The 26,363-nt window shown below is 62.4% G+C and carries 27 protein-coding genes and 1 tRNA gene; 14 read left to right on the top strand and 14 right to left on the bottom strand.

Annotated elements, in window-relative coordinates:
• The first annotated feature begins 4 nt into the window (after positions 1–4).
• The 8 genes from secD (at position 5) to ccmD (ending at position 6,064) form a co-directional block, all read left to right on the top strand.
• Entirely contained in the window at positions 5–1,669 is a 1,665-nt protein-coding gene (secD, locus tag ACP15N_RS04445) for a protein translocase subunit SecD (RefSeq protein ID WP_425091008.1), read from the top strand.
• Between the two features lies 1 nt (position 1,670).
• The gene (secF, locus tag ACP15N_RS04440; protein WP_425091007.1) at positions 1,671–2,633 is read left to right on the top strand and encodes a protein translocase subunit SecF; all 963 of its coding nucleotides are present in this window, start codon (positions 1,671–1,673) and stop codon (positions 2,631–2,633) included.
• Entirely contained in the window at positions 2,626–3,378 is a 753-nt protein-coding gene (locus ACP15N_RS04435; RefSeq protein WP_425091006.1) for a sulfite exporter TauE/SafE family protein, read from the top strand. The genes secF and ACP15N_RS04435 overlap by 8 nt, the downstream gene beginning before the upstream one ends.
• A 12-nt stretch (positions 3,379–3,390) precedes the next feature.
• Complete coding sequence (locus ACP15N_RS04430; protein WP_425091005.1) at positions 3,391–3,753, top strand: Mth938-like domain-containing protein; 363 nt, start codon at positions 3,391–3,393, stop codon at positions 3,751–3,753.
• Between the two features lie 62 nt (positions 3,754–3,815).
• Positions 3,816–4,433, top strand: coding sequence for a heme ABC exporter ATP-binding protein CcmA (ccmA, locus tag ACP15N_RS04425; RefSeq protein WP_425091004.1), 618 nt, complete (start codon positions 3,816–3,818; stop codon positions 4,431–4,433).
• Complete coding sequence (gene ccmB, locus ACP15N_RS04420; RefSeq protein WP_425091003.1) at positions 4,430–5,086, top strand: heme exporter protein CcmB; 657 nt, start codon at positions 4,430–4,432, stop codon at positions 5,084–5,086. Before ccmA ends, ccmB begins: the two co-directional genes overlap by 4 nt.
• Before the next feature lie 55 nt (positions 5,087–5,141).
• Complete coding sequence (locus ACP15N_RS04415) at positions 5,142–5,870, top strand: heme ABC transporter permease (protein WP_425091002.1); 729 nt, start codon at positions 5,142–5,144, stop codon at positions 5,868–5,870.
• The gene (gene ccmD, locus ACP15N_RS04410; protein WP_425091001.1) at positions 5,870–6,064 is read left to right on the top strand and encodes a heme exporter protein CcmD; all 195 of its coding nucleotides are present in this window, start codon (positions 5,870–5,872) and stop codon (positions 6,062–6,064) included. The genes ACP15N_RS04415 and ccmD overlap by 1 nt, the downstream gene beginning before the upstream one ends.
• Before the next feature lie 95 nt (positions 6,065–6,159).
• Here ccmD and acnA read toward each other — a convergent pair whose 3' ends face one another.
• The gene (gene acnA / locus ACP15N_RS04405) at positions 6,160–8,865 is read right to left on the bottom strand and encodes an aconitate hydratase AcnA (RefSeq protein ID WP_425091000.1); all 2,706 of its coding nucleotides are present in this window, start codon (positions 8,863–8,865) and stop codon (positions 6,160–6,162) included.
• Between the two features lie 231 nt (positions 8,866–9,096).
• Here acnA and ACP15N_RS04400 point away from each other — a divergent pair, with 231 nt between their 5' ends.
• Complete coding sequence (locus tag ACP15N_RS04400; RefSeq protein WP_425090999.1) at positions 9,097–9,804, top strand: DUF1223 domain-containing protein; 708 nt, start codon at positions 9,097–9,099, stop codon at positions 9,802–9,804.
• Here the strand turns inward: ACP15N_RS04400 and ACP15N_RS04395 are convergent, their stop codons facing one another.
• The 7 genes from ACP15N_RS04395 to purB all read right to left on the bottom strand — a co-directional run bounded on the left by ACP15N_RS04395 (position 9,805) and on the right by purB (position 14,456).
• Complete coding sequence (locus tag ACP15N_RS04395) at positions 9,805–10,413, bottom strand: nitrile hydratase subunit alpha (protein ID WP_425090998.1); 609 nt, start codon at positions 10,411–10,413, stop codon at positions 9,805–9,807.
• Entirely contained in the window at positions 10,403–10,690 is a 288-nt protein-coding gene (locus ACP15N_RS04390) for an SH3-like domain-containing protein (RefSeq protein WP_425090997.1), read from the bottom strand. The genes ACP15N_RS04395 and ACP15N_RS04390 overlap by 11 nt, the downstream gene beginning before the upstream one ends.
• Positions 10,683–11,057 carry a ScnB-like protein gene (locus ACP15N_RS04385; RefSeq protein ID WP_425090996.1) on the bottom strand — a complete coding sequence of 125 codons (375 nt, stop codon included), beginning with the start codon at positions 11,055–11,057 and terminating at the stop codon, positions 10,683–10,685. Before ACP15N_RS04385 ends, ACP15N_RS04390 begins: the two co-directional genes overlap by 8 nt.
• A 47-nt stretch (positions 11,058–11,104) precedes the next feature.
• Positions 11,105–12,139 (bottom strand): flagellar motor switch protein FliG, encoded by a 1,035-nt coding sequence (locus tag ACP15N_RS04380; RefSeq protein WP_425090995.1) that lies wholly within the window; start codon positions 12,137–12,139, stop codon positions 11,105–11,107.
• 83 nt (positions 12,140–12,222) lie between these two features.
• Positions 12,223–12,756, bottom strand: coding sequence for a tetratricopeptide repeat protein (locus ACP15N_RS04375; RefSeq protein WP_425090994.1), 534 nt, complete (start codon positions 12,754–12,756; stop codon positions 12,223–12,225).
• A 131-nt stretch (positions 12,757–12,887) separates the two neighbouring features.
• Positions 12,888–13,052: a hypothetical protein gene (locus tag ACP15N_RS04370; protein WP_425090993.1), complete on the bottom strand. Its 165-nt coding sequence runs from the start codon at positions 13,050–13,052 to the stop codon at positions 12,888–12,890.
• Positions 13,053–13,148: 96 nt separating this feature from the next.
• A complete protein-coding gene (purB, locus tag ACP15N_RS04365) occupies positions 13,149–14,456 on the bottom strand; it encodes an adenylosuccinate lyase (protein WP_425090992.1) in 1,308 nt (435 codons plus the stop codon).
• Positions 14,457–14,537: 81 nt separating this feature from the next.
• On the opposite strand from purB, the gene ACP15N_RS04360 reads away from it, so the two are divergent.
• Entirely contained in the window at positions 14,538–14,963 is a 426-nt protein-coding gene (locus ACP15N_RS04360; RefSeq protein ID WP_425090991.1) for a DUF6314 family protein, read from the top strand.
• Positions 14,964–15,024: 61 nt separating this feature from the next.
• Here ACP15N_RS04360 and ACP15N_RS04355 read toward each other — a convergent pair whose 3' ends face one another.
• The 4 genes from ACP15N_RS04355 to ACP15N_RS04340 all read right to left on the bottom strand — a co-directional run bounded on the left by ACP15N_RS04355 (position 15,025) and on the right by ACP15N_RS04340 (position 18,850).
• Complete coding sequence (locus tag ACP15N_RS04355; RefSeq protein WP_425091601.1) at positions 15,025–16,248, bottom strand: alpha/beta fold hydrolase; 1,224 nt, start codon at positions 16,246–16,248, stop codon at positions 15,025–15,027.
• 213 nt (positions 16,249–16,461) lie between these two features.
• Entirely contained in the window at positions 16,462–16,815 is a 354-nt protein-coding gene (locus tag ACP15N_RS04350; protein WP_425090990.1) for a hypothetical protein, read from the bottom strand.
• Positions 16,816–17,032: 217 nt separating this feature from the next.
• Entirely contained in the window at positions 17,033–18,439 is a 1,407-nt protein-coding gene (gene glnA / locus ACP15N_RS04345) for a type I glutamate--ammonia ligase (protein WP_425090989.1), read from the bottom strand.
• A gap of 72 nt (positions 18,440–18,511) precedes the next feature.
• Positions 18,512–18,850, bottom strand: coding sequence for a P-II family nitrogen regulator (locus ACP15N_RS04340; RefSeq protein WP_425090988.1), 339 nt, complete (start codon positions 18,848–18,850; stop codon positions 18,512–18,514).
• Between the two features lie 309 nt (positions 18,851–19,159).
• Here ACP15N_RS04340 and ACP15N_RS04335 point away from each other — a divergent pair, with 309 nt between their 5' ends.
• Positions 19,160–19,708: a DUF2314 domain-containing protein gene (locus ACP15N_RS04335; protein WP_425090987.1), complete on the top strand. Its 549-nt coding sequence runs from the start codon at positions 19,160–19,162 to the stop codon at positions 19,706–19,708.
• Positions 19,709–19,756: 48 nt separating this feature from the next.
• Positions 19,757–21,373, top strand: coding sequence for an NAD(P)H-hydrate dehydratase (locus ACP15N_RS04330; RefSeq protein ID WP_425090986.1), 1,617 nt, complete (start codon positions 19,757–19,759; stop codon positions 21,371–21,373).
• Between the two features lie 15 nt (positions 21,374–21,388).
• Here ACP15N_RS04330 and ACP15N_RS04325 read toward each other — a convergent pair whose 3' ends face one another.
• Positions 21,389–22,522 carry a Hint domain-containing protein gene (locus ACP15N_RS04325; RefSeq protein ID WP_425090985.1) on the bottom strand — a complete coding sequence of 378 codons (1,134 nt, stop codon included), beginning with the start codon at positions 22,520–22,522 and terminating at the stop codon, positions 21,389–21,391.
• A 150-nt stretch (positions 22,523–22,672) separates the two neighbouring features.
• Here ACP15N_RS04325 and ACP15N_RS04320 point away from each other — a divergent pair.
• Positions 22,673–22,757 (top strand) — tRNA-Leu (locus ACP15N_RS04320).
• A 225-nt stretch (positions 22,758–22,982) separates the two neighbouring features.
• On the top strand, positions 22,983–24,311 hold the full coding sequence (gene tig, locus ACP15N_RS04315) for a trigger factor (RefSeq protein ID WP_425090984.1): 1,329 nt from the start codon (positions 22,983–22,985) through the stop codon (positions 24,309–24,311).
• A gap of 72 nt (positions 24,312–24,383) precedes the next feature.
• Here tig and ACP15N_RS04310 read toward each other — a convergent pair whose 3' ends face one another.
• Positions 24,384–26,306, bottom strand: coding sequence for a bifunctional 2',3'-cyclic-nucleotide 2'-phosphodiesterase/3'-nucleotidase (locus tag ACP15N_RS04310; protein WP_425090983.1), 1,923 nt, complete (start codon positions 26,304–26,306; stop codon positions 24,384–24,386).
• Between the last annotated feature and the right edge of the window lie 57 nt (positions 26,307–26,363).

Raw genomic sequence — 26,363 nt, 5'->3', positions numbered from 1 at the left:
GCAGATGCTCGATATTCCCCTTTGGAAACGGGTGGTTATCTGGGGGGTCGTTGCCCTCGGGTTGCTGCTGGCCGCGCCGAACCTGTTCTATGGCAAGGTCGAGGGCCACAATGACGCCGCCGCGTTGATCGAACGCGGGGCCGAACCCACTGGGGAGATTGCGGACGCGCTGGCACAGTGGCCGGGCGCCTTGCCATCGGGGCTGGTGAACCTTGGCCTCGACCTGCGGGGCGGCGCGCATCTGCTGGCGGAGGTCCATGTCGAGGACGTCTACGCGGAGCGGATGGATGGCCTCTGGCCGGAGGTGCGCGATGTGCTGCGGGCCGAACGCGCGACGATTGGCACGATCCGGCGGCAAGACAGTCCGCCCGATGAACTGCGGGTACGGATTTCGGAGCCCGCGCAGATCAACCGGGCCGCAGAACTGGTCCGGGATCTGGCTCAGCCGATTGTCACTCTGACCGGCGTCGGCTCGTCGGATATTGAAGTCACCACCGATGGCCCCGACCTGATCGTGCGCCTGTCGGATGCCGAGAAACGCGCCACCGATGACCGCACGATCCAACAGAGCCTTGAGATCATCCGCCGCCGCGTCGACGAAGTCGGCACGCGGGAACCGACGATCCAGCGGCAGGGCGAGGATCGGATCCTCATCCAGGTGCCGGGCATTGGCTCCGCCGCCGAGTTGAAGGCGCTGATCGGGACCACGGCGAAACTGACCTTCAACCCGGTCGTGAACCGCACCGGCGACCCCGATGCAGACCCCGGACCGCGCAACATCATCCTGCCGTCGGTTGACGAGCCAGGTGAGTTCTACGTGCTGGAGCGCACGCCGGTGGTCAGTGGCGAGCAGTTGACCGACGCGCAGCCGACCTTTGACCAGAACGGCATTCCGGCTGTGAACTTCCGGTTCAACCCATCCGGCGCGCGGTTGTTCGGCGACTACACGGCGGAGAACATCGGCTCTCCGTTTGCCATCGTGCTGGACAATGAGGTGATTTCCGCCCCGGTGATCCAGTCCCATATTCCTGGCGGCTCCGGCATCATCACCGGCAATTTCTCGGTCGAGGAGTCCACCCAGCTTGCAGTCTTGCTGCGCGCAGGGGCCCTGCCTGCGGAAATGACCTTCCTTGAGGAGCGGACCATTGGTCCCGAACTGGGGCAGGACAGCATCGATGCTGGCCGGATCGCCTGTATCGTGGCCCTCGGCGCGGTACTTTTGTTCATGGCGCTCAGCTACGGCACGTTCGGCATGTTCGCCAACATCGCCCTGTTGCTGAACGTGGCGATGATCTTTGGCATCCTGTCGTTGATCGGCGGCACGCTGACCCTGCCGGGCATTGCCGGGATCGTGCTGACCATCGGTATGGCGGTGGACGCCAACGTTCTTGTTTTCGAACGTATCCGCGAGGAACTTAAAACCGCTCGGGGGCCCGCCCGCGCGATCGAGCAGGGCTATGCCCGCGCGCTAAGCGCCATCATCGACGCCAACATCACCACCTTCATCGTGGCGACCATCCTGTTCACGCTTGGCGCAGGCCCCGTCCGGGGGTTCGCCGTGACGCTGGGGATCGGCATCATGACATCCGTCTTCACGGCGATCTTCGTGACACGACTTCTGATCGTGACATGGTTCGAACGCCGCCGCCCCAAAACGATCGAGGTCTGAGATGCGCCTGAAACTCGTACCCTCCGAGACCAGCTGGGACTTCTTCAGGTACGCCAAGATCACCATGGGCGCGTCGATCCTTGCGATGATTGCCTCAATCATCCTGTGGCTGTCGGTCGGCCTGAACTTCGGTATCGACTTTCTCGGCGGCACAACGATCCGGACGGAATCTGCGCAAGCGGTTGACGTGGGTCAGTACCGGCAGGCGATCGAACCGCTCGCTCTCGGGGACGTGTCCATCACCGAGGTGTTCGATCCGAACTTCGGCCCGGATGAAAATGTCGCCATGATCCGCATTCAGGCGCAGGAGGGACAGGAAAGCGTTCCGCCGGAAACCGTTCTGGCCATCGAGGACGCATTGCGCACAGTGGATCCCGACATGCAGTTCCCGTCGGTGGAATCCGTCGGCCCCAAAGTGTCGGGCGAATTGATCCTGACAGCCATCCTTGCCGTCAGCGCGTCAATGGTGGCGATCCTCATCTACATCTGGCTCAGGTTCGAATGGCAGTTCTCGGTCGGCGCGATCGCGGCGCTGATCCACGATGTGGTCCTGACCATCGGGATATTCTCGCTGCTGCAAATCAGGTTCGATCTGGCAACCATCGCGGCCATCCTGACGATCATCGGGTATTCCATCAATGACACGGTGGTCATTTTCGACCGCCTGCGCGAGAACCTGATCAAGTACAAGAAAAAGCCGCTTCGGGATGTGATGAACCTGTCGGTGAATGAAACCCTCAGCCGGACGGTCATGACTTCGGGTACCACACTGCTTGCCCTCATCGCCTTGCTGGTGCTGGGCGGGGATGTGATCCGTGGATTCGTCTTTGCTATTTTCTGGGGTGTGATCGTCGGGACATATTCGTCGGTTTTCGTGGCCAAGAACGTGGTTCTGATGCTCGGTGTCAGCCGCGAACCGAAAGACCGCGACAAGGGCAACCAGTTCGCCAACATCGATGCCTGATGTTCTGTTGGCCGGGCTGGACCTGCCCGGCCTGCTGGCATTGATCGCCATCTCGGGCCTGGCCGGGATCATCTACGGCTATGCCGGATTTGGATCGGCACTGATCTTCATGCCCCTCGCGACCGTCTTTGTCGCCCCGCCTCTGGCGGTCGGGGCGTTTGCCTTGTCGGCGCTGGCCTCGGCCGTGACCATCCTGCCAGAGGCGTGGCGCAAGGCCGAGCGGCCAGCCGTTCTGACCATCCTTGCCGCCGCCACGATTGCCGCCTTTCCCGGTGTGTTCATTCTGCGGGAGGCTGCGACGGATGCGTTGAACTGGGCGGTCTCAGGTGTCGTGCTCGCCACGCTTTTTGCGTTGATCGCGGGTCTGCGCTACACCTCGCGCCCCGGTCGGCTCAGCTGGCTCGGGGTCGGTGCTGGCGTCGGTTTCCTTGGTGGGTCCACGGGGTTGAACGGCCCGATGGTGGTCCTGTTCCAATTGGGCGGACAGGATGCACCGGAGCGGTCGCGCGCGAACACGATCGTGGTACTGACCTGCAGTTCGTTTATCTTTCTGCCCGTCATGGCGGTGATGGGCGCTTTGCCCGCCAACGCGATCCCGCTCGGATTGGTCCTTTTGTTGCCCTATGCCATCGGCACCCGGCTTGGGCGTGCCCTGTTCAACCCTGAGCATGCTGGGCTATACCGCAGCATCGCCTATATCGTGATCGGCGCGGCGGCTATACTGGGCCTGCCAATCTGGACCTGACGGAGGGGAGCCATGCGGCTGAACGAAGTAACCTATACCGACGCTGTCCCGGTGGAGGGGTACGGCCCCGGCTTCTTTCGCGTTGGCGGCAACGTGTTCGACGGCGCAATCACGGTGCTACCCACCGGCGTCGCAAGCTGGGGCGGATTGCAGGACCTGTCGCCGTTCGAGGATCAGGAGATAGACGTGCTTTTCGTCGGCATGGGGGCCGAGATTGCCCATGCCCCGCAAGACTTTCGGCAGGCACTCGAGGCGCGCGGGATCGGGGTGGAGGTCATGTCCTCCCCCGCGGCGTGCCGGACCTATAACGTCCTGCTTTCCGAAGGGCGCCGGGTGGGTCTGGCGCTTCTGCCAGTCATAGCCCAAGCGGAATAAGCGATTGTCGCAGGACGATTAATCGACTTTCGCGGCTTTTGGCGATCCGCTAAGCCGGTAGCATGGAACTTGTGGTCGAGAATGTCGCCTGTGCGCGCGGCAGCCTGCGCGTGATTGAAGGCGTCAGCTTCACGCTTTCGCCGGGGCAGGGGCTGATCCTGCGCGGCCCCAACGGAATCGGCAAGACCACGCTTTTGCGCACAATCGCCGGGCTGCAACCCGCGTTGGAGGGCCGGATCACGATGCCGGAAGACGCGGTGGCCTATGCGGGCCATGCGGACGGGTTGAAGGGGCCGCTGACGGTCGCGCAGAACCTGAATTTCTGGGCGCAGATTTACGGCACAAAAGACATCTCCCGCGCGCTGGAGGCGTTCGACATGACCAGCCTGCTCGACCGGCAGGCGCAGGATTTGTCCGCCGGACAGAAACGCCGACTGGGCCTTGCCCGGATGGAGGTGACGGGCCGCCCGATCTGGATATTCGACGAACCAACTGTCTCGCTCGATGCGGCGAATACGGCGCTGTTCGCCGCCATGGTCGCGCGGCATCTGGATGCCGGTGGCATCGCGCTGATGGCCACGCATATCGATCTGGGGCTTGAGGCGCAGGTGTTCGATCTGACCCCATACAAAGCCCGCGACGATGCGCCGGAACCGTTTCTGGACGAGGCGTTTCTGTGAGGGCGCTTTTGCTGCGCGACCTCGCCCTCGCGGTCAAGGCGGGCGGTGGTTTCGGGCTGAGCCTTGCGTTTTTCCTGATCGTCACGGTGCTGGTTCCGTTCGGGGTCGGGCCCGACACGGGTATCCTGCGGGAGGTCGCAACAGGCATCCTGTGGGTCGGGGCGTTGCTGGCCTGCTTGTTGTCGCTCGACCGGATCTTTCAACTGGATTTCGAGGATGGTTCGCTCGATTTGCTGGTGACCTCCCCCCTGCCGCTGGAGGGGTTGGTGATCGTCAAGGCGCTCGCGCATTGGCTGACGACGGGCTTGCCGCTGACCCTGCTGGCCCCTGTGCTCGGTGTTCTGCTGAATCTTGATCCGGCAGGGTATCTCTGGATCGTGGTTTCACTGGCGCTCGGAACGCCCGCGCTCAGCATGATCGGGACGTTCGGCGCGGCCCTGACCGTGGGGCTGAAACGCGGAGGTCTCTTGCTGTCGCTCCTCGTTCTGCCGCTCTATGTGCCATCGCTGATCTTTGGCGCGGAGACCGTGCGCCGGGCGGTCGACGGGTTCGACAATACCACGCCGCTTTTCATGCTGGCCGGGATCACCCTTGGCACGGTCGCGGTCCTGCCGTTCGCAGCGGCTGCGGCAATCCGTATCAACCTGCGCTAGCCCCGCGCGCGGATGTCCCGTTGTCCCTCGGCACCCGAGGAATTACGCTTTGCACATGTCTTTGTGGGAATACGCCAATCCGAAGAAGTTCATGCAGACTTCTGCAGCGGTTCTGCCGTGGGTCACGGGCCTTGCGGCGGTGTGTCTGGTGGTCGGTCTTATCTGGGGCTTCTTCTGGACGCCAGACGATTTTCGGCAAGGCTCCACCGTCAAGATCATCTATCTGCATGTGCCTTCCGCGATGATGGCGATCAACATCTGGGTGATGATGCTGATCACCTCGCTGATCTGGCTGATCCGCCGCCACCATGTCAGTGCGCTCGCGGCCAAGGCCGCAGCGCCCATCGGGGCGACGATGACGGTGATGGCGCTCTTTACCGGGGCGATCTGGGGGCAGCCGATGTGGGGCACGTGGTGGGAATGGGATCCGCGCCTGACCTCATTCCTGATCCTTTTCCTGTTCTATCTGGGCTACATTGCGCTTTGGTCCGCGGTAGAGGACTCCGACACCGCCGCCGACCTGACCGCGATCCTATGCCTTGTCGGATCGGTCTTTGCCGTGCTGAGCCGGTATGCGGCACAATTCTGGAGCCAGGGCCTGCACCAGGGCGCATCCCTGTCGCTGGACAAGGAAGAGAACGTCGCGGACGTGTTCTATCAACCACTGCTCTTCTGTCTGGGCGGGTTTGTCCTGCTGTTCGTGGCCCTGTTGCTGGTGCGCACGCGGACGGAGATCCGGTCGCGCCGCCTCAAGGCGCTGCGCCTGCGTGAGCGGATGGGCTGATGCCTGATCTTGGAAAATACGCGTTCGAGGTGCTGACCGCCTACGCCGTGTCGCTCACGCTGCTGGGGCTGCTGATCGGCTGGACACTGCTGCAAGGGTCACGCGCACGTCAGGCGCTGCGGGACTACGAAGCCCGGCGAAAGGCCGAGGAGGCCAAGTCGGAAGCTTCAGCCTCCAGAGACGCGGCCGAGTAGACCACGCATCTGCGGACAGAAGCGCTAGCCACCCATTGCCGGACAAAAAAAAGGCGCCCTGCGGCGCCTCTGATGTCAGTACTGGTTGCTCGGGTTTACTCGGCTGCCAGTGGTGCTTTGGCGAGGTTGCGCAACACGTAGTGCAGCACGCCGCCGTTCTCGATGTACTCGATCTCCACCTCGGTATCGATCCGGCACTTCAGCTGGATCTCCTTCACCGTGCCGTCGGCATAGGTGATCGTGCAGGGCACGTTGCTCAGCGGGGTCAGGTCGCCCTCAAGTCCGGTGATGGAGACGGTCTCGTCGCCCTTCAATCCGAGGCTCTTGCGGGTATCGCCGCCAGTGAACTCGAACGGGATGACGCCCATGCCCACGAGGTTGGATCGGTGGATCCGCTCGAAGCTTTCGGCGATCACGGCCTTCACGCCCAGCAGGCTGGTGCCCTTGGCCGCCCAGTCACGGCTGGAGCCTGCGCCATACTGTTCCCCGCCGAAGATCACGAGCGGGGTGCCCGACGCCTTGTAGTCCATCGCCGCTTCGAAGATCGAGGTCTGCTCGCCATCGGGGCCCTTGGTGTAGCCGCCTTCGACGCCGTCCAGCATCTCGTTCTTGATGCGGATGTTGGCGAAGGTGCCGCGCATCATGACCTCATGGTTGCCGCGCCGCGAGCCATAGGAGTTGAACTCGCGCGGGGCCACCTGACGTTCGGTCAGGTACTTGCCTGCGGGGGTGCTTTCCTTGAAGGACCCGGCGGGGGAGATGTGGTCGGTGGTGATCATATCGCCCAGGATCGCCAGAACCTTGGCGTCCTTGACGTCGCTGATCGTGCCGGCTTCGTCGCCCATGCCCTGGAAGTAGGGGGGGTTCTGAACGTAGGTGGAGGTCGGCGGCCAGTCGTAGGTCAGGCTGTCGGTCGTCTCGACGCTCTGCCACTTCTCGTCACCCTTGAACACGTCGGCGTACTTTTTCAGGAAAGCCTCGCGGGTCACGGTCTGCTCAACCAGTTCAGCGACCTCCTGCGTGGTGGGCCAGATATCCTTGAGGTAGACATCGTTGCCGTCGCGGTCCTGACCGATCGGGTCGGACGCGAGGTTGATGTCCATCGTGCCCGCCAACGCATAGGCCACGACCAACGGGGGCGAGGCGAGGTAGTTCGCGCGCACGTCCGGACTGATCCGGCCCTCAAAGTTTCGGTTGCCGGACAGAACGGCCGTTGCAACCAGGTCGCCCTCGGCGATGGCCTCGGAGATTTCTGCCTGAAGCGGGCCGGAGTTCCCGATGCAGGTGGTGCAGCCGTAGCCCACGAGGTTGAAGCCGATCTTGTCTAGATCATCCTGCAGACCCGCGGCCTCAAGGTACTCCGACACGACCTGCGATCCCGGCGCGAGGGAGGTTTTGACCCAAGGCTTGCGATCCATGCCGAGTGCCGCGGCCTTGCGTGCCACGAGGCCCGCGCCGATCATTACGTAAGGGTTGGAGGTGTTGGTGCAGGACGTGATTGAGGCAATCACCACCTTGCCCGATTCCATTGTGTAGTCTTCGCCCTTGACCGCGACCTGTTCGCCCATCGGGCGCTTGAACGTTTCCGCCATTTCCTTGGCGAATGCAGCCTTTGCGTCGGTCAGCGCCACGTAATCCTGCGGGCGCTTGGGACCCGAGATCGCCGGAACGATGGTGCCCATGTCGAGGCTCAGCGTGTCGGTATAGACCGGCGCATAGTCGTCACCGCGCCAGAACCCGTTCTCCTTGGCGTAGGCTTCGACCAGCGCGACGCGCGCCTCGTCCCGACCGGTGTTGCGCAGGTAACGCAGCGTTTCGCCGTCGATCGGGAAGAAGCCGCAGGTTGCGCCATATTCCGGCGCCATGTTCGCGATGGTGGCGCGGTCCGCCAGTGGCAGCTTGTCGAGGCCGGCGCCGTAGAATTCCACGAACTTGCCCACAACGCCTTTTTCGCGCAGCATCTCGACCACTTTCAGCACGAGGTCGGTACCGGTCGTGCCTTCCATCATCTCGCCTGTCAGCTCGAAACCGATCACTTCGGGGATCAGCATGGAGATCGGCTGGCCCAGCATCGCGGCCTCGGCCTCGATCCCGCCAACGCCCCAGCCGAGAACGGCCATACCGTTCACCATCGTGGTGTGGCTGTCTGTGCCGACAAGCGTGTCAGGATAGGCAACCTCGGCCCCGGTCTGGTCGGTATCGGTCCAGACAGTCTGTGCCAGGTATTCCAGGTTCACCTGGTGACAGATGCCGGTGCCGGGCGGGACAACGCGGAAATTGTTGAATGCGGACTGGCCCCATTTCAGGAACGTGTACCGCTCCATGTTGCGCTCGTACTCGCGGTCCACATTCATCTGGAACGCGCGCGGGTTGCCGAATTCGTCGATCATGACCGAGTGGTCAATGACCAGATCGACCGGGTTGAGCGGGTTGATTTTCACCGCGTCACCGCCAAGGCCGACAATTGCGTCGCGCATCGCGGCCAGATCGACCACTGCCGGAACGCCGGTGAAGTCCTGGAGCAGCACGCGCGCCGGGCGATACGCAATCTCGCGCGGGTTCTGGCCACCTTTATCCGCCCATTCGGAAAACGCCTTGATGTCGTCCACCGACACGGTCCGCCCGCCATCCTCGAACCGGAGCATGTTCTCGAGCACGACCTTGAGCGCGGCCGGCAGTTTGGAGAAATCGCCCAGACCTGCGGCTTCAGCCGCCGGAATGGAATAGTAGCTGACCGATTGATCGCCAACGCTGAGCGTTTTGCGGGTCTTGGCCGAATCCTGGCCGACAGTAATGGGCATGAGGTGGCTCCCTATGCGGTTAAAGGGTAATGCTACCCGGGCTATAATCCCCGGTGGGCGGCACGATCAAGCAAAACTGTATACGATTGTGCACAGCATATTGTCGCGCCCCCGCTGCGAAGCGCCTCGCGCTTGCTCACGCCTGCGTGTCCTGCTGAAATCTCGCAATTCCTTGATTGGTTATGTCGGCATTGTCCGCTTAGGTAAGGGGCAAGAAGAAAAAGGTTGGCCATGCGCAAGTTTTTCGTTTCCCTCGCCCTCGTTCTTGCCAGCACGTTCGGCAGCACGGCAACCGCCACAGCGGCGGACAAGCTCGTGGTGCTGGAGCTCTACACGTCACAAGGGTGCTCGTCCTGCCCGCCGGCGGATGCACTTCTGCACAAGATCGATGCAGAGTATGAGGACGTGATCGCGCTGGCGTTTCATGTCGACTACTGGGATTACATCGGCTGGAAGGACGTCTTTGCCGATCCAGCCTTTTCCAAGCGGCAGAAGGACTACGGGCGCGCTGCGGGTCATCGGAGTGTGTTCACGCCGCAGATGGTGATCGGGGGACTGGACCATGTGGTCGGCCTGAAACCGATGGACGTGGCGAATGTCATTCAGGCGCACCGCGCCGTGCAGGACAAGGTCCAGATTTCGGCGCGCCGCGCGGGGCAGGATGTGGTGATAACCCTCGTGCCAAAGGGCAGCGAGGGGGAGTACCGCGTCTTGCTGATCGGGTACACGGCAGCCGAAACCGTTGCAATCAAGCGCGGCGAGAACGCGGGCAAGACAATCACTTATGCCAACACGGTGCGCGAGATGACCGACCTCGGGAAGTGGAACGGAGCCTCTGCGAAATCCATCCGCCACCGCTGGCCGGAGGGGGATAAGGCCGCTGTCCTCGTGCAGGAGGCCGGCATGGGCCCGGTCGTCGGAGCGGCCCGGGCGCGCTAGTCAGAGGCGTGTTACGCCGATCATGCCGTCCCGTGTGATCAACCCGGCCAATGCGTCCTCGCTGAGATCTTCCGTGTCCTCGGGGCGCGCTGGGATCACGAGATAGCGCATATCCGCCGTCGAATCGTGTACCTTGACCTGCATGCCAGCAGGCAGATCTGTGCCGAACTCCCGCAAGACGGCCCGAGGCTCGCGCACCGTGCGCGATCTGTAGACCCGCGACTTGTACCAGTCTGGCGGCAGGCCGAGCAGGTTGCGCGGATAACAGGAGCACAAGGTACACACCACGACATTGTGGGTGCTCTCGGTGTTCTCAAGCGCAATCAGCTTGAGCGGCCCCATCTCTATTCCCAGTTCCTCGCACGCGGCGGAACCGTTGGCCAGAAGCCGGTTCTTGAAGGCCGGGTCGGTCCAGGCGCGCGCCACCACGCGTGCACCCTGTGCCGGGTTGCGCGCGTCCATTGTCGCGACCTCTGCGGTGACTTCGGCGGCGGTCGTGACACCCTTGGCGATCAGCAACTCCCGGATCGCGATCTCGGTGATCTGCGCGTCTGTCAGCGGGCCGTCTTGATCCGGGCGATGGGGATGGGGGGCGTGGTCATGGGGCATCGTGTAAGCCCTCCGATACAGGGTCGAGCCAATGCGCAAAGATCTCTGCCTCCAGCACGTCGTCCGGGTTCTCCGCACCAGGCCCCCAGACCTCTGCCATCGTGAAGCGCACCCTGAGCAGCGGGATCTCCGGCGCCGGACGGTGGTAGGCCAGCAGTTCGGGGTTGGGAAACGCCGGAAGTCGCCGTTCAATCCAGCCCGTCTTGCCGCGCAGGTATGCAGGTGTGCGGATATGGCCCGGCGGCATCCAGGTTTTGACACGGACGCGGTCACTCATGCGCTGGCGGCTCGCTTGCCGTGCCGTAGGTGTCGCCGCGTGTCCGCACCGCCTCCATCGCAGCTTCGAGTTCGGCGGGGGTAATCGCACCTACCTCCACTAGGTTTCGGCGCAGGGCACCGACCCAGCGTTCGTAATAGGTGAGCGTTTCAAAGGCTTCTGGCCCCATGTCTTCGAGCGCGCGGCGCAACCCGTCGACTGTAAAAAGCCCCTTCTTCTGGCACAGCACCACAAGAGCATCGACGCGCTTTTCCCATAGTGCGTAATCATGCTCTTCTGGTAGAACGGGGCCCGCCGGGTCGCCGCCCATGTCGTACCAGGACTTGGCTGGGCGGGCGGGTACGGGGTGTGCGTCGTCGGTAGTCATGGCCTGAGCCTACAGACCTGCCGGGGTGACGCAACCTCGGTCGGGCGTTAATCTTCTGCCGGGATCAGCATCAATGTGCCGTCAGCCTCCAGCTTGCGCACCGCGCGGACGACTTCGGTCATGGCGGCATTGCCATCTTTCTCGGGTACGTCACCCAATTCCTTCATCGCCTCGCGGAGCTGCTCCGCCATGCGTTTGGACATGTTTTCAAGCAGGAAGGCTGCGGTATCGGGTTCCTGCGTCTCTGCCGATTTGAGCGCCTTGACGAGGACATCGCCGTCAACCTCCTTCAGCAGAGCGGGGACATCGCGTGGCACCACGCGGGTGGAGATATGCGCAAAGGTAAAAATCGCCTTGCGCACGGCCTTAGCAAACCCCTCGTCGCTTTCCTGAAGACCGTTCAAGACCTCTTCCCGCGTGTCGGGGGCAGAGGAATTCAGGATTTCGCCCAGCCGGGCATCGGGGCTTCTGTTGAAGGCCCGCGGCGGGATCGCCTCAAGCCGGTCCACCAGCATCTCGCCGATCCGTTCGACGATAGGCGGCGCGATCTGTTCTGTCTGAGACACGGCAAAGGTGATTCTGCGGGCACGCGGCCCGGGCATGAGCCCCAGGATTTCCGCCGCCACGGCCACCTTGATTTTCGACAAGACAACGGCCGCCACTTCGGGGCTTTCCCCATCGATGAGCTTCAGCATGGTGTCGGCGGGAAGGGCTGCAAGCCGATCCCAGACGCCCAGTACCTCTCCAAGGCCAGCGCGCAGGCGCAATTCTTCTTCGACCTCCGCTGAAATGTGTCCGGAAAGCTGGTTCAATGCGGATGCGAGTCCATGGGACACCGACAGCCCGGCTTCGTCCATCGCGTTCAAAAACTCGGTAATGACAGATTCGAGGGTGGCGCGCGAAATGGGTTTCAGGCGCGCCATCTCCTCTGTCAGGAGGGCCTGTTGGCCGGGCGTCATCGCCGTCAGGTTCGGCGTCTCGCCATCTTCGACCAGCAGGCGCAGGATCACGGCCGCTTTCTGGCGCGGCGACAATTTCTGAATAACCGGTTCGGCTCCGGATGTTTTGGCAGCGGCACTCACGACACTTGGCTTTCTTCCACCATCAGGTACGCACCTGTCTGACAGAGCCAGTTTAAAGACCCGTTACCCGCCGCGCGTTTCGCCTAGTAGGCATAGCCCTGTCCGGATCGGATCGCGCTGGCCAGCGCAAACTCCGGCCATGTCTGGCGACCACCGCGTGCGCGGATTTCCCGGAGCTGCGCGCGTGCCGCCTCTGTATCGCCGATCTCGACAAAGGCCTGCCCCATGTACGAGCGCACCAGCAGGTTATCGGGGTTGGTCTCGAGCGCGCGCCTGTAATGGACGAATGCGGCGTCCATATCGCCGGTCTTGCGGGCGAGAAAACCCGCATAGGTCTGTGCGCCGCTGGCTGCGGGGGATGCAAATGTCGCCAGAACCGATTTGGCCCGGTCATAGGCCCCGGCATAGGCAAGCTCGCGCACCGCTTGAAACCGGTCCTGATCCGACAGGCTGCTGTCGCGCGCGTCCACGCATTTGCGCGTTCTCTCGTCCCAGATCTTCGCGCCGGAGCAGGTGGTCGTTGTCTCCGTCGGTGTAGGGGCTGTGAACCCGTCATCCCCCGCGGCAAGCCCGAGCGAGGGCGAACCAAGCAGCAAAAGGCAGATCAGCACGCGCATGGGATCACTCCAGAAAGGGGCCGGTGGTGGTAACCTAGAGGCGCGGCTTCAAAAGGAAATGGCCCGCTTGAAGCGGGCCATTCGTTGTCCGTGTGATGGGTGGTGGGTTGTCGTACGGCGCGCGACGGCGCTTAGCTCATGGTATCGACGCAGGCTCCCGCCGTTGCATCCCATGTCTTGCCGTCGGCACAGGTCACGGCGGCATGCTGGTCCATTTTGCCCCAGTTGCATTCAGCAAGGGCCAGACCCGGCATGAGGGTCAGCGTCAGTACAGTCGCGATCGCGGAAAGGCGCATCTTCATCTCCCTGTTGATTACAATCAAAAGAGTAGCACGACTCGCCTTCAGTCAAAGCTTTTTCCGATATTAGGCTTTGGATGATCCATTTTTCGGTCAGTCCGTGCCGAAAACGCGGGCAAAAATGGTGTCCACATGCTTGGTATGGTACCCCAGATCGAATTTTTCGTCGATCTCCGCTGGGGTCAGCGCTGCGGTCACATCCGGATCACCAAGCAACTCGGTCTTGAAATCCTTGCCTTCTTCCCAAACCTTCATCGCATTGCGCTGGACCAGTTTGTAGCTGTCCTCCCGGCTGACACCCGCTTGCGTCAGCGCCAGAAGAACCCGCTGCGACATCACGAGGCCGCGGAACTTGTTCATGTTCGCCAGCATGTTTTCAGGGTAGACCACCAGCTTGTCGACCACGCCCGTCAGGCGGGCAAGCGCGAAGTCCAGCGTGACGGTCGCGTCCGGGCCGATCATGCGCTCCACGGACGAATGCGAGATATCACGCTCATGCCAAAGCGCCACGTTTTCCATTGCCGGCACCACGGCCGACCGGACCAGACGCGCCAGGCCCGTCAGGTTCTCGGTCAGGACCGGGTTGCGCTTGTGCGGCATGGCCGACGATCCTTTCTGCCCCTTCGAGAAGAACTCCTCGGCCTCCAGCACCTCGGTGCGCTGCATGTGGCGGATCTCGATCGCGATGTTTTCGATGGATGAGGCGATCACGCCCAGAATGGCAAAGAACATCGCATGGCGGTCGCGCGGGATCACCTGTGTGCTGATCGGTTCCGGCACAAGGCCGAGCTTGTCGCACACGTGTTCCTCCACCGCGGGATCGATGTTGGCGAAGGTGCCCACCGCCCCGGAAATCGCGCCGGTGGCAATTTCGGCGCGCGCATCACGCAGACGGCTGAGGTTACGGTCCATCTCCGCGTAGAAGCGGGCAAAGGTCAGACCCATGGTCGTCGGCTCGGCGTGGATGCCATGGGACCGGCCGATCCGAACCGTGTCCTTGTGCTCGTAGGCGCGACGTTTCAGGGCGGCAAGCAACCCCTCCATATCTGCGATCAGGATGTCCGCCGCGCGCACCAGCTGGATGTTGAACGTGGTGTCCAGCACATCGGAGGAGGTCATGCCCTGGTGCACGAACCGCGCCTCGTCATTGCCGATGATCTCGGCCAGATGGGTCAGAAAAGCGATCACGTCGTGCTTGGTCACGGCCTCGATCTCATCGATGCGGGCAACGTCGAACTCCACATCCCGGGCTTTCCAGACAGCTTCGGCGTTTTCGCGCGGGATCACGCCGAGATCGGCCTGTGCGTCGCAGGCATGCGCCTCGATCTCGTACCAGATGCGGAACTTCGTCTCGGGCGACCAGATGGCCACCATCTCGGGGCGGGAATAGCGAGGGATCATTCGTGCGGGCCTTTGGCTTGTGAGCGATTTGCGCGGCTTGTAGGACAGGGCACACCGCGCGGCAAGGGAAGGAGGGGTCGCATGCAAGACAGTCATACCGGCCCGGTCTCCCTTGCGAGTTTCGAAGGGATGTGGCGCGTGCAAAGGCGTATCGAAGATCGCCTAGGCACTCCTGCGCGGTTCGAGGGCGAGGCGCACTTTACCCCTATCCCGGAGGGTCTAGCCTATTCCGAGACGGGCCGGATGCACGTGGGCTCGCAGGCGTTTTCCGCAACACGAGGGTATATCTGGCGCGCGACAGGCGCGGGGATCAGCGTGTGGTTTGACGAGGCGCGGTTCTTTCACAGTTTCACCCTCGGTCTTTCGGCTGTGTCCAGTCATCACTGTGCGCCGGACCAGTATGACGTTCGGTATGTGTTTGACGCCTGGCCGGTCTGGACATCGGACTGGCGTGTGCGGGGGCCGCGCAAGGATTACAGGATGGTGACGGAATACACCCGGGGTTGAGGGGCTTTGCCCCCGCCGCGCTCCGCGCGTCTCCCCCAAGGTATTTCAGCACAAAAGAAGCTCAGGCAGGTTCTTCGACCAGAAGTTCGGTTTCAATATGGGCGCCGGTTTCAAGGGTTCGGTGCACCGGGCACTTATCCGCGATTTCCAGAAGTCGCGCCCGCTGTCCGTCATCAAGCGGCCCCTCCAGCCGGATCCGGCGTACGAAGCGGTCAATCCGGTCCAGCGAGGTCTTGGCATCCTGGGCGTGGACCTTGTCGTGGACCACATCCACGGACACATGGGCCAGCGGCCAGCCTTTCTGGCGTGCGTACATGCGCAGGGTCATCGAGGTGCACGCGCCCAGCCCGGCGGCGACCAACTGGTACGGGCTCATGCCGCGGTTCGTGCCGCCATAGGCCAGCGGTTCATCGGCGTTGATGTGGTGATGGGGGCCGGCATGAATGTCCTGCAAGAATCCGTTCTTGTCGGCTTCGGCCACGCGCGTGATGCCTTCGGGCGCTCCGGGGGGCGGGGCCGGGGGGCGCAAATCCAGATACCGGGCAACCCAGGCCGCGATCACCTCGGCGGCATATTCCGCATCTTCGGCGCGCGAGATCAGGTGATCTGCCGTGTCGAGTGTCACAAAGCTCTTGGGGTGTTTGGCGGCGAGGAAGATCTGGGTTGCGTTCTCGATGCCGACGGTATCGTCGCGCGGTGCGTGCAGGACCAGCAGCGCCGCGTTCAGAGACGCGATCTCAGGTGCGAGTTCTTCTGCCGCGACATCGTCGAGAAACGCCTTGCGGATCCGGAAGCGGCGACCGCCCAGTGACACCTCTGCCTCGCCGGTCTCTCTGATTGCTGCGATCTTGTCGCCGAAATTATGGGTCACGTGTTCCGGGTCGAAAGGTGCGCCTATCGTTGCCACCGCCTTGATGCCGGGGATCTGGCGCGCTGCCTTGAGCACGGCGGCCCCGCCGAGCGAATGGCCGATCAGGAGGGACGGCGCGAGATTGCGGGCGCGCAGGGCATCTGCCGCGCGCGCGAGGTCCGCGACATTGGATGAAAACGTCGTGTTGCGAAATTCCCCTTCGGAATGCCCGAGGCCAGTGAAATCAAATCGCAAAACCGCAATGCCCATCGCCGACAGGCGTGCCGCGATCCGACGGGCGGCAGGGATGTCCTTGGAGCAGGTGAAGCAATGGGCAAAGAGCGCCGTCGCCAAGTGTGCGCCGTCGGGCAGATCGAGGCGGGCCGCCAGCGTGTCACCGCCATGACCTGTGAATGTGAATTTCTCTGTGGGCATCGAGGGGCCTTTCCATTGGCCTACAAGGATGGGGTGCGGCGGACGTTGCGGCAAGCCATGTGTCACTGCTGTCACGCAAGGGTGAGAGCCTGTGTCAGGGCGCAGATCCCTGCATGCCCTGGGGCAAAGAAAAAGGGGTGCGTTTTGCACCCCTTTGCCGGTTCGTTTTTCAAACCGAAGCCATTTCGTTTTGAAATGGCCAAGTCCCCCGTTTTAGAGGAACGCATAAAGCAGGCCCGCGACGAGGCCCCACCAGGCGAAGAACACGAGGCTGGACATGCCGACGCAGGGACCAAACAGCTTGTTGTAGCGGGTCAATGCAAAGCCGAGAGGAAAGAAGGTGATCAGCAGAAACACCTCGATCATCCTGATCAAGCGCAACTCGGGCTCTGCCAGTGCCATTTCCGGCCGCAGGGCCGCGCGCATCTTGTGCACGGTATAGTCGGTTGGGGGGCCATACCGGCGTGCGGATTTTCCTTGCCCGGTCGACTGCCACGTGAACCTGAGCGCGGTGCCGCGCCCCAGGTAAGTCGTTCGGAACGCTGTAGTTGCGGTTGCATCAGACATTTCTACGTCCTTCCCAGTTCACCGACACCCTTCTGGTGCGGTCGCGTTCTGGCCAAACATTGACCGGGTACTGGTTACAGACGCGTTAACCCTGACGTCTCAACATGGAAAAAATGCGGCACATCCGGGCGCTTCCTGGGGAATTGTTGCGCAAAGACAGGGCCTAACAAAAAGGGCGCCCGTCGAGGGCGCCCTTTGCGTTGATCCGGAGTTCGGATCAGCAGCTGTAGTACATCTTGTATTCCATGGGGTGCGGTGTGTGCTCGTAGGCATACACTTCTTCCCACTTCAGTTCTGCATAGCCTTCGATCTGGTCCTTGGTGAACACATCGCCAGCCAGCAGGAACTCATGATCGGCTTCCAGCGCATCCAACGCTTCCCGCAGGGACGCGCAGACCGTCGGGATGCCGGCCAGTTCTTCCGGCGGCAGATCGTAAAGATCCTTGTCAGAGGCTTCGCCCGGATCGATCTTGTTCTTGATCCCGTCAAGGCCCGCCATCAGCAGCGCGGCAAAACACAGGTACGGGTTCGAGGCCGGGTCAGGGAAGCGTGCCTCGACGCGCTTGGCCTTGGGGTTCTCGGCCCACGGGATACGCACGCATCCCGAACGGTTACGTGCGGAATAGGCCCGCAGAACCGGAGCTTCAAAGCCCGGAATCAACCGCTTGTAGGAGTTCGTCGACGGGTTGGTGAAGGCGTTCAGCGCCTTGGCGTGCTTGAGGATGCCGCCAATGTAGTACAGCGCCTCTTGCGACAGATCTGCGTACTTGTCGCCCGCAAACAGCGGCTTGCCGTCCTTGAAGATCGACATGTTCACGTGCATGCCGGTGCCATTGTCGCCGGAAATCGGCTTCGGCATGAAAGTTGCCGACTTGCCATAGGCGTGCGCGACGTTGTGGATCACGTACTTGTACTTCTGAAGCTCGTCCGCCTGATGGGTGAGCGAGCCGAAGATGAGGCCCAGCTCATGCTGGCACGAGGCCACTTCGTGGTGGTGCTTGTCGACCTTCATGCCCATGCGCTTCATGGTGGACAGCATCTCGCCGCGCAGATCCTGCGCCGCGTCGGTCGGGTTCACGGGGAAGTAGCCGCCCTTGATGCCCGGACGATGGCCCATGTTGCCCATTTCGTATTCTGTGTCGGAGTTCCACGATGCATCTTGTGCATCCACTTCGAACGATACCTTGTTCATTTCGCAGGAGAAACGGACATCGTCGAACAGGAAGAACTCGGCCTCGGGGCCGAAGTAGGACACGTCGCCGATGCCGGAAGACTTGAGGTACGCCTCGGCCTTCTCAGCGGTGCCGCGCGGGTCGCGCGCATAGGCTTCGCCTGTGTCGGGCTCCACGATGGAGCAGTGCAGGCACAGCGTCTTTTCGGCGTAGAACGGATCAAGATAGGCGCTCTCGGTGTCCGGCATCAGTTTCATGTCGGACTCGTCGATGGATTTCCATCCCGCGATGGAGGAGCCGTCAAACATGAAGCCTTCTTCGAGGAAGTCCGCGTCCACCTGGTCGGACATCACCGTCACGTGCTGCAGCTTGCCGCGCGGGTCCGTAAAGCGGATATCGACGTACTCGATCTCCTCATCCTTGATGGTCTTGAGAACAGCGTCTTTGCTCATTGACCTTATCCCTTTCAGTCGATTTGTACTGGTTGTTGTAGCTGGCGCAGGACACGCCAGCGGTGTTTCCCGTCAGAGGGCTTCTTCGCCAATCTCGCCGGTCCGGATCCGAATGGCTTGATCGACATTGGAAACGAAGATTTTGCCGTCGCCGATCTTGTCGGTCTTGGCGGCTTCGACGATGGCTTCGATGGCCTGATCCGCCTGATCGTCCGGCAGAACGACCTCGATTTTTACCTTTGGCAGGAAGTCGACGACGTACTCGGCACCGCGATACAGCTCTGTATGGCCCTTTTGCCGACCGAAGCCTTTGACTTCCACGACAGAGAGGCCTTGGACACCGATTTCCTGCAGGGCTTCTTTGACTTCATCAAGCTTGAACGGCTTGATGATCGCCTCAATCTTCTTCATCCCCCGACTCCCTTCTTCTCGATGGTGTTGTGCAGAACACTTTCACACAGGAGCCGCAATTGACTCGGGGGCGGCCCAACTCCCGTCCTTTTCGAAATGCATAAGTGAAGCCTAAAAAATAGGCAACATGATCGCAGAGTGTGCTGTTCGCGAACAATGCAGTCGCCAAAGGCCAAATCGCGGTGGTGATCCGGAGGTTGGTTACCTGCCCGCAATCGTGCATTTCCTCGTAAAAACCACAGTTTGTACCCGGTTCCAGCAGAGTTCGTCAGCTAGCCAGTCGATGAAATTTCTTCGAAAGGGACCAAAATGAAATTTGTAGCATGGCGCCGTGTGGCATTCTGGGGCGGATTGGCGGCGGTGGTGTATATCGCGCAGTCCCTCGGGCTCTTGGGAAGCAGCAACAAGGTTTCGGCGGCGTTCAACGACAACAACAACGTTGTCGAAGTCGCCCTCGATGATGCGGCAGTGAACAGTGCCGTCGAAGAGGCGCGCGCCACCTTGCCCCTGTTTCTGGAACACGCCTCCACCGAGCCGGCGGGATGGGAAAACGTGGCGATCAAGGTTGCGCTTCAAGCGGATGGTCCCGTCGAAAACATCTGGGTCGGCAGCTTCAAACCCCTCGAGGACGGCTCCTTTATCGGACAGCTCGACAATGATCCGGTCTACCTCGGTGACCTCAAAGCCGGCAGCGAGGTGCAGTTCAGGTATGACCAGATCGTGGACTGGGCGTTTGTCGAGCAGGGTGTCGGCTACGGGTTTTACTCCGTCCGTGCGCTGGTCGGGGCCATGAGTGAGGAGCAGGCCGCAGCGGTCGAAGCTTTCCTTGCACCCGGCAAGGTTCCGGCGACTTGGTAAGCCCTTGCTAAGGGGATAGGCTTCCGGCGAGACGACCGGAGGCCTGTCATGACCGATCTGCTGACCGCCGCGCAGATGCGCGCCCTTGAAACATCCGCAATGGAGAGTGGGCAGGTGACCGGTCTGGAGCTGATGGAGCGCGCGGGGCGCGGCGTGCTTGCCGCCATCCTGAGCGAATGGCCAGACCTGCAAGCCGCACCGCATAAGGCAGTGGTGCTGTGCGGACCCGGAAACAACGGCGGTGACGGGTTTGTCGTTGCACGGCTTCTCAAGGAGTGGGGCTGGTGGGTGGATGTGCTCCTGTATGGAAATCCCGCGAACCTGCCCCCCGATGCGAAACGAAACCACGACCTCTGGTCCCAACTCGGCCCCGTCGGCGATGTCCTTGCCGATCTGAAAGGGCCGACCCCCTGGCAGGATGCCGATCTTGCGGTGGATGCCCTGTTCGGTACAGGGCTGACACGGCCACTGGAAGATCTGACTGAGGTTCTCACCATCCTCGCAGATGCCGCAGAAAGGTTTGACCGCCCTGCGGCGCGCCTGTCGTCGGCGGCCGCATCCCCGCGTGTGGTCGCGATCGATATCCCAAGCGGTCTGGATGCCGACAGCGGCAAGGTGCTTGAACCGTCGCATGGCGGCCTTGGGGCGGCTGCGGCCAACCTGACCGTGTCTTTCCATTCCCGAAAGCTCGGGCATGTTCTGAGCCGCGGGCCCAGTCTGTGCAGCAAGACCGTTGTCGCCGATATCGGCCTTGATCGCGATGCGCCACGAGAGGCGCGAAAGATCCCGGCTGCGGCGCGGCTTGTACAGCCGCCTGCACCGGCACTGCTGCACAAGCGGTCCGACCAGCACAAGTATGACAACGGTCACGCCGTGATCCTGTCCGGGCCGCCTGGCGCGGGCGGCGCGGCCCGACTGGCTGCGCGCGCTGCGTTGCGGATCGGAGCCGGGCTGGTGTCTGTCGCCTGCGAGGCGGCCGCCGTTGCCGAACATGCCGCGCGGCTGGATGCGGTGATGATCAAGCGGCTGAACGATGCGGCCGATCTGGGCGCGCTGTTGTCGGATGAACGTCTGAACGCGCTTTGCCTAGGGCCTGGCCTGGGGGTCTCGCGCGCACGGGATCTGGTTGCGGCAGCGTGCAAGGCCGCCACGGCGCGGCAGCTGGTGCTGGATGCGGATGCCCTGACCGCTTTTGCGGACGCGCCTGACGACTTGTTCGCGATATTGCATTCCGCGTGCGTTCTGACCCCGCATGCCGGTGAATTTGCGCGGCTCTTTCCCGACATTGCCGCGCAGTTGAAAGCGGCGGCCACGCAAGGGCCCGCCTATTCAAAGGTCGATGCGGCCCGGGCTGCGGCTACGCGCGCCGGATGCGTCGTCCTGTTGAAGGGCCCGGATACCGTGATTGCAGCCCCAAGCGGCAAGGCGGTGGTCAACGCAGCCGTGTACGAGCGTGCGGCGCCTTGGCTTGCAACCGCTGGGGCGGGCGATGTCCTGTCGGGACTGATCTGCGGGTTGCTCGCGCGGGGGCTTTCGCCGTTCGAGGCTGCGCAAACCGCCGCTTGGGTGCACAGCGAGGCTGCGAGGGGGTTCGGGCCGGGACTGATCGCGGAGGATTTGCCCGAGGCTGTGCCTGCGGTGCTCAGCGCGCTTGGTTCGGCCTGAAGGCTCGAACGCCGATCAGGAGGGCTCCGTCAAAACCCGCGCTTCCCATGTCCGCAAAAGGGGCCGCGCGGCGTCAAACGGGGCGCGATCGGCATTGCGCAGTTCCGGGAAAAGCGCGAACAATTCCTCCTGGGCGGCGCGGCCCAGGGTGGCCAGTACGGCAGGACCCGGGCGCAGGCTTTCGGCCCAGAGCCCGTCGGCCCTGACCACCTGATGGCGGTCGAACATGAAGTGGATATAGGTCACCGGTTCCAGATCGTAGACCTGCAGAATGTCGCGATCGTTGACCAGATCGACCGCCGCCACCAGCACCTCGCTGGACCCGAACATCAACTCCGCGCGCCAGTCACGCAAAAGGATCCGATGCTGGCGTGACACCAGCATGTCGCAGGCAGGCTGGTCTGGCCCCAGCGCACCGGCCTTGATCAGGATCGGACGGAAGCGGGGGTTTCCGGCCAGACGCGCACTGTCCAGCGCAACCGACCCGGCCCATGTGACCTCCTGCGCGCCATCATCCCGCGTCAGGACAAGATCGCCGGGCCGAATATCCTCGACCGGGCGGGGCCCGTCGGGCGTTTCGATCATGGTGCCCGGCGTATAACAGGGGGGCACGGCATAGTCTGCCGCGGGGGTCTGCGCGTTGGAGGGGCCTTCGGAAGCAGACTTCACCCGCAGGGGCACGCCGACCGGGGGAAAATTGCCCAGAAATGCCAGTCCCTCGGTCGTGCCGTAGGTGTTGCCGCTGGTCGGGTTCGGTTCACGGATGTTGAAACCCACGACCGTGTAGTCGGTCGTGCCGTCGGTCAGCACAAGCGTGTACTCGGACTCGATCCGAGAACCGCTGGCATACACTGTCCCGTCAAATGTCGTTGCAACATCCAGCGTCTGGCCGCTGTCATTGTCGGCGAAACCCACGTCGTCATCGTTGATTCCGATAGGCTGCCAAGCGTTGCTGTTCAGGGTGATGTAGCGATCGAACCCGTCTGACGGGCTGCCCAGATGTGTCCCGGCGCCTTGCGAGCCTCCCGACAACAGGTTGGTGGTGTTTGGCTCAAGCGAGGGCACGGCGTCCGGAGTGCCGTCGCCGTTGGTATCGCTCTCTACCGTGACCTCTGAAGCGCCAAGCGCCCAGATCTGGTATGTTGCCATGTCACTCACACTTTGGTGGCGATCCTGTTCCCTTGATCGCCGACGAAACTGCTTCGGGTTATACGGAGCAAAGTGTTACTGTCATGAAAATATCATGGTCGCAATTGCCCCTTTGAAAGGCAGCAACTCTTTGCTATGTGCCGCCGGACTGCGGGTGTGGCGGAATTGGTAGACGCACCAGATTTAGGTTCTGGCGCCGCGAGGCGTGGGGGTTCGAGTCCCTTCACCCGCACCAGTCCATTCCATGTGTATCCCGGATACCCGAAATCGCGCGGCTTTGCCTGTGGGCGGCAGCGCAGGCAGGAACGCCGCGCCGGTTGCGAAGCGTTCCGCGCGCCGAACGTGCCGCTCGCGGGGCATATAGGGCAAACGGCCCTTGCGCCGCTGCGCACAGCCTCATAGAACGCCCCAAATTCTTTTGCGCGCCGGACGGGCGCGCCCTGAACTCATGGGGAATGCAATGCAGGTCACCGAAACCCTCAACGAAGGCCTCAAGCGCGGCTATTCGATCACTGTCACCGCGGCGGAACTGGACGAAAAGGTCAACGAGAAGCTGACCGAAGCCCAGCCCGAGATCGAGATGAAGGGCTTCCGCAAAGGCAAGGTCCCGATGGCCCTGCTGAAAAAGCAGTTCGGTCCGCGTCTTCTGGGCGAGGCGATGCAGGAAACGGTCGATGGCGCGATGTCAAAGCATTTCGAGGACAGCGGCGACCGCCCCGCGATGCAGCCTGACGTCAAGATGACGAACGAAGACTGGAAAGAGGGCGACGATATCGAGGTTTCGCTCAGCTACGAGGCGCTGCCAGACGTCCCGGATGCTGACTTTTCGGGCGTGAAGCTGGAGAAGCTGGTCGTCAAAGCCGACGATGCCGCGATCGACGAGGCGCTTGGGAACCTCGCCGAGAACGCCAAGAACTACGAGACCAAGGATGGTGCGGCGGAAGACGGCGATCAGGTCGTGATCGACTTCCTCGGCAAGGTCGATGGGGAGGCGTTCGAAGGGGGCGCCGCCGAAGACTATCCGCTGGTTCTGGGGTCGAACTCCTTCATTCCGGGCTTCGAAGAACAGCTTGTGGGAACCAAGGCCGGTGACGAAAAAAATGTCGAAGTGAGCTTCCCCGAAGCGTATCAGGCCGCACATCTGGCGGGCAAAGCCGCCGTGTTCGAATGCAAGATCAAGGAAGTCAAAGGCGCAGTTGCCGCCGTGATCGACGATGAGATGGCCAAGCAGTTCGGGGCCGAGAGCCTCGATGCGCTGAAGGAGCAGATCACCGAGCGGCTGGAGGCGGAATATGCAGGTGCCGCCCGCGCCGTGATGAAGCGCAAGTTGCTTGACGAGTTGGACACGCTGGTCAAGTTCGACCTGCCCCCGTCACTGGTGGAGGTTGAGGCCAAGCAGATTGCGCATCAGCTGTGGCACGAGGAAAATCCCGATGTCGAGGGGCATGATCACCCCGAGATCGAGGCAACCGAAGAGCACACCGCCCTGGCCGAACGCCGGGTGCGTCTCGGGTTGCTGCTGGCCGAGTTGGGCCAGAAGAACGAAATAACCGTGACCGATGCAGAGATGTCGCAGGCGATCATGAACCAGGCACGTCAGTATCCAGGTCAGGAGCGCGAGTTCTTCGAGTTCATCCAGAAGAACGCGCAGATGCAGCAACAACTGCGCGCGCCGATCTTCGAAGACAAGGTCATCGACTATATCTTCGAGTTGGCGGAAGTGACTGACAAGGACGTGAGCAAGGACGAGCTTCAGGCCGCTGTCGAGGCGCTGGAAGACGACATCTGATCTGCCTGCGAAGTATCAAAGTTTTAAAGGGCCGCTCAGTCAGACGCGGCCCTTTTTCTTGCCGGCTTTTCCCTAGAGCGCGATCTCGTAGCGTACGAACCCTGACGCGGTCTGTCCCAGACGGGTCAACGTCACGCGCGCGAGGTCGCTTGCGAACGTCGCTGCATTCAGGCTGCTGTCAAAAATCGCGGACGCGTTGCCAATAGGTGCAAAGGACCAGGTATCGACGATGGCGGGTGACAGCGGATCGTTAGCCTTGAAATGATCGATCAGCACATCCCGGTTCAGGTCTTCGGCCTCGAACACCACGTTCTCGGGATGCGCGCCCGCGAACTGACCGCCACCACCCGCTCGGTACTCGTTCGTCGCCAACAGAAAGCTCTGGTCCTCTAGAACCGGTGCGCCGTTCCAGCGCAGATCGCGGATGCGGCTGTGGTCGCCCTTGGCGCGTGTGCCATCCGGGTGAAACCGCGCCGGCGCGGTGAGGTCGATGGCGTAGGTGACACCAACGACGAGGTCGAAGTTGTAAGGCGGCAGTCGCGGGTCGAGCAGTGGGCGGGCCTGCTGGCCCGGGACAACCTGTCTAAAGACGCCCGCGGCGCGCTCCAGCCAGTCCCGCAGCTGCGCACCGGTGATTTTCAACGCACACAGGCGGTTCGGGAAAGGGTAAAGGTCCGCCGCGTGGCGCAACGTGAGCGGTCCTTGGGGGATCTCGCAGAAGTTCAGCGGACCACCGCGTCCGCCGGTCTTGAAGCTGGCCGCCGCGGAAAGCAGGGGCAAGGCCGCATACGGGGTGTCCTTGATCCGGTCGCGCAGGTAAGCGGCCTGCGCCGTCGCAACAAGCGTCGCGCAGGGGCAGGGCGAGACCATCGCGAAACAGGATGAGATTGCCTTCGTCAGATGCCCGATCGGCCGCCGCATATGGGCGAGGGTTGCCTGGTGCGCACCGAGGGCGATGGTCTTGACGCGTGCATCACACGGAACCGTGCCACGCGCCTGCGATGATCCGTTGATGCGCGCAATGGCGCGCACACCCGCGCGGCTGTCGGCCACTTGCCATCCTTGTGCGGTCTTCTCCAGCCACAGGTCGATTACCCCCAACTGGCTTCCATTTGCGCCCGCCATGACCGCTGGAATCCCCGCAGCCGTGCTGCGCGCAAGGTCGAGCCCGCGACGCGCGTCAAAATCGCTGGAGGGGAAGACGAGATGTGTGTGCCCGGCAAAGAGGGCATCGATCCCGCCGTCTTCCGCGAGGCCGAGTGCTGCGTTTTCCGCACCATACGGCGGGTTGGACGGGCCGAAACCTGAATGGCACAGCGCGACAACGATATCGGCGCCTGCCGCCCTGAGCGCGGGCAGATGTGCTTTTGCAGCCTCGCGGATGTCGCGCATCGATATCCGGCCCGTGACGTGTCGGCGGTCCCATTCCATCACCTGCGGCGGCGCAAAGCCGATCACGCCGATCTTGAATCGATGCGTCTCGCCCGCCGCATCCACGAAGTCGCGCTCCAGTACGGCATACGCGGGGACGAGGGTTTCGTCCTGCTCTGCCTGACTGCCAAGCTTGCGTACGACATTGGCCGAGACGATCGGAAACGCCGCGTCGGCCACCGCGTCTTGCAAGAATTCGAGTCCGTAATTGAACTCGTGATTGCCCAAGGTGGCGACCTCGATCCCGGCCGCATTCATCGCGGCGATCATCGGGTGCGGCATGGCGCCGTTCGATGCGCGATATTCTGCGGCGTAATCCCCCAGCGGAGTGCCTTGCAGGAAATCGCCATTGTCCAGAACGAGGGAGTTTTCGACTTCGGCCCTGGCCGCCCGGATCAGCGAGGCAGTCCGCGACAGGCCAACAGCCTCGTTGCGCTGATCAGTGAAGTAATTATGCGGAAGGATGTGCGCGTGCAGATCCGTCGTCCCAAGAAGACGAAGGTGTAGGCGTGCGGACGTGTGAGGGCTGTCTTCCCCCCCTGCGTCTGTTGCATCGCTTCCCATGAATGGTCGTCCTTAGGTGTCGCGGTCTGCAAGATCTTTTCCGCGAGTGTACGAAAC

The sequence above is a fragment of the Tropicimonas sp. S265A genome (assembly GCF_049800835.1).
Classification (GTDB): Bacteria; Pseudomonadota; Alphaproteobacteria; order Rhodobacterales; family Rhodobacteraceae; genus Dinoroseobacter.
This window is presented reverse-complemented; position numbering and strand designations above follow the sequence as displayed.

What these genes read in the sequence shown, in the direction of transcription:
- secD (WP_425091008.1), top strand. Translation starts at nt 5, where the DNA reads ATGCTCGATATTCCCCTTTGGAAACGGGTGGTTATCTGGGGGGTCGTT.
- secF (WP_425091007.1), top strand. Translation starts at nt 1,671, where the DNA reads ATGCGCCTGAAACTCGTACCCTCCGAGACCAGCTGGGACTTCTTCAGG.
- ACP15N_RS04435 (WP_425091006.1), top strand. Translation starts at nt 2,626, where the DNA reads ATGCCTGATGTTCTGTTGGCCGGGCTGGACCTGCCCGGCCTGCTGGCA.
- ACP15N_RS04430 (WP_425091005.1), top strand. Translation starts at nt 3,391, where the DNA reads ATGCGGCTGAACGAAGTAACCTATACCGACGCTGTCCCGGTGGAGGGG.
- ccmA (WP_425091004.1), top strand. Translation starts at nt 3,816, where the DNA reads ATGGAACTTGTGGTCGAGAATGTCGCCTGTGCGCGCGGCAGCCTGCGC.
- ACP15N_RS04415 (WP_425091002.1), top strand. Translation starts at nt 5,142, where the DNA reads ATGTCTTTGTGGGAATACGCCAATCCGAAGAAGTTCATGCAGACTTCT.
- ccmD (WP_425091001.1), top strand. Translation starts at nt 5,870, where the DNA reads ATGCCTGATCTTGGAAAATACGCGTTCGAGGTGCTGACCGCCTACGCC.
- acnA (WP_425091000.1), bottom strand. Translation starts at nt 8,865, where the DNA reads ATGCCCATTACTGTCGGCCAGGATTCGGCCAAGACCCGCAAAACGCTC.
- ACP15N_RS04400 (WP_425090999.1), top strand. Translation starts at nt 9,097, where the DNA reads ATGCGCAAGTTTTTCGTTTCCCTCGCCCTCGTTCTTGCCAGCACGTTC.
- ACP15N_RS04395 (WP_425090998.1), bottom strand. Translation starts at nt 10,413, where the DNA reads ATGCCCCATGACCACGCCCCCCATCCCCATCGCCCGGATCAAGACGGC.
- ACP15N_RS04390 (WP_425090997.1), bottom strand. Translation starts at nt 10,690, where the DNA reads ATGAGTGACCGCGTCCGTGTCAAAACCTGGATGCCGCCGGGCCATATC.
- ACP15N_RS04385 (WP_425090996.1), bottom strand. Translation starts at nt 11,057, where the DNA reads ATGACTACCGACGACGCACACCCCGTACCCGCCCGCCCAGCCAAGTCC.
- ACP15N_RS04375 (WP_425090994.1), bottom strand. Translation starts at nt 12,756, where the DNA reads ATGCGCGTGCTGATCTGCCTTTTGCTGCTTGGTTCGCCCTCGCTCGGG.
- ACP15N_RS04370 (WP_425090993.1), bottom strand. Translation starts at nt 13,052, where the DNA reads ATGCGCCTTTCCGCGATCGCGACTGTACTGACGCTGACCCTCATGCCG.
- purB (WP_425090992.1), bottom strand. Translation starts at nt 14,456, where the DNA reads ATGATCCCTCGCTATTCCCGCCCCGAGATGGTGGCCATCTGGTCGCCC.
- ACP15N_RS04360 (WP_425090991.1), top strand. Translation starts at nt 14,538, where the DNA reads ATGCAAGACAGTCATACCGGCCCGGTCTCCCTTGCGAGTTTCGAAGGG.
- ACP15N_RS04355 (WP_425091601.1), bottom strand. Translation starts at nt 16,248, where the DNA reads ATGCCCACAGAGAAATTCACATTCACAGGTCATGGCGGTGACACGCTG.
- ACP15N_RS04350 (WP_425090990.1), bottom strand. Translation starts at nt 16,815, where the DNA reads ATGTCTGATGCAACCGCAACTACAGCGTTCCGAACGACTTACCTGGGG.
- glnA (WP_425090989.1), bottom strand. Translation starts at nt 18,439, where the DNA reads ATGAGCAAAGACGCTGTTCTCAAGACCATCAAGGATGAGGAGATCGAG.
- ACP15N_RS04340 (WP_425090988.1), bottom strand. Translation starts at nt 18,850, where the DNA reads ATGAAGAAGATTGAGGCGATCATCAAGCCGTTCAAGCTTGATGAAGTC.
- ACP15N_RS04335 (WP_425090987.1), top strand. Translation starts at nt 19,160, where the DNA reads ATGAAATTTGTAGCATGGCGCCGTGTGGCATTCTGGGGCGGATTGGCG.
- ACP15N_RS04330 (WP_425090986.1), top strand. Translation starts at nt 19,757, where the DNA reads ATGACCGATCTGCTGACCGCCGCGCAGATGCGCGCCCTTGAAACATCC.
- ACP15N_RS04325 (WP_425090985.1), bottom strand. Translation starts at nt 22,522, where the DNA reads ATGGCAACATACCAGATCTGGGCGCTTGGCGCTTCAGAGGTCACGGTA.
- tig (WP_425090984.1), top strand. Translation starts at nt 22,983, where the DNA reads ATGCAGGTCACCGAAACCCTCAACGAAGGCCTCAAGCGCGGCTATTCG.
- ACP15N_RS04310 (WP_425090983.1), bottom strand. Translation starts at nt 26,306, where the DNA reads ATGGGAAGCGATGCAACAGACGCAGGGGGGGAAGACAGCCCTCACACG.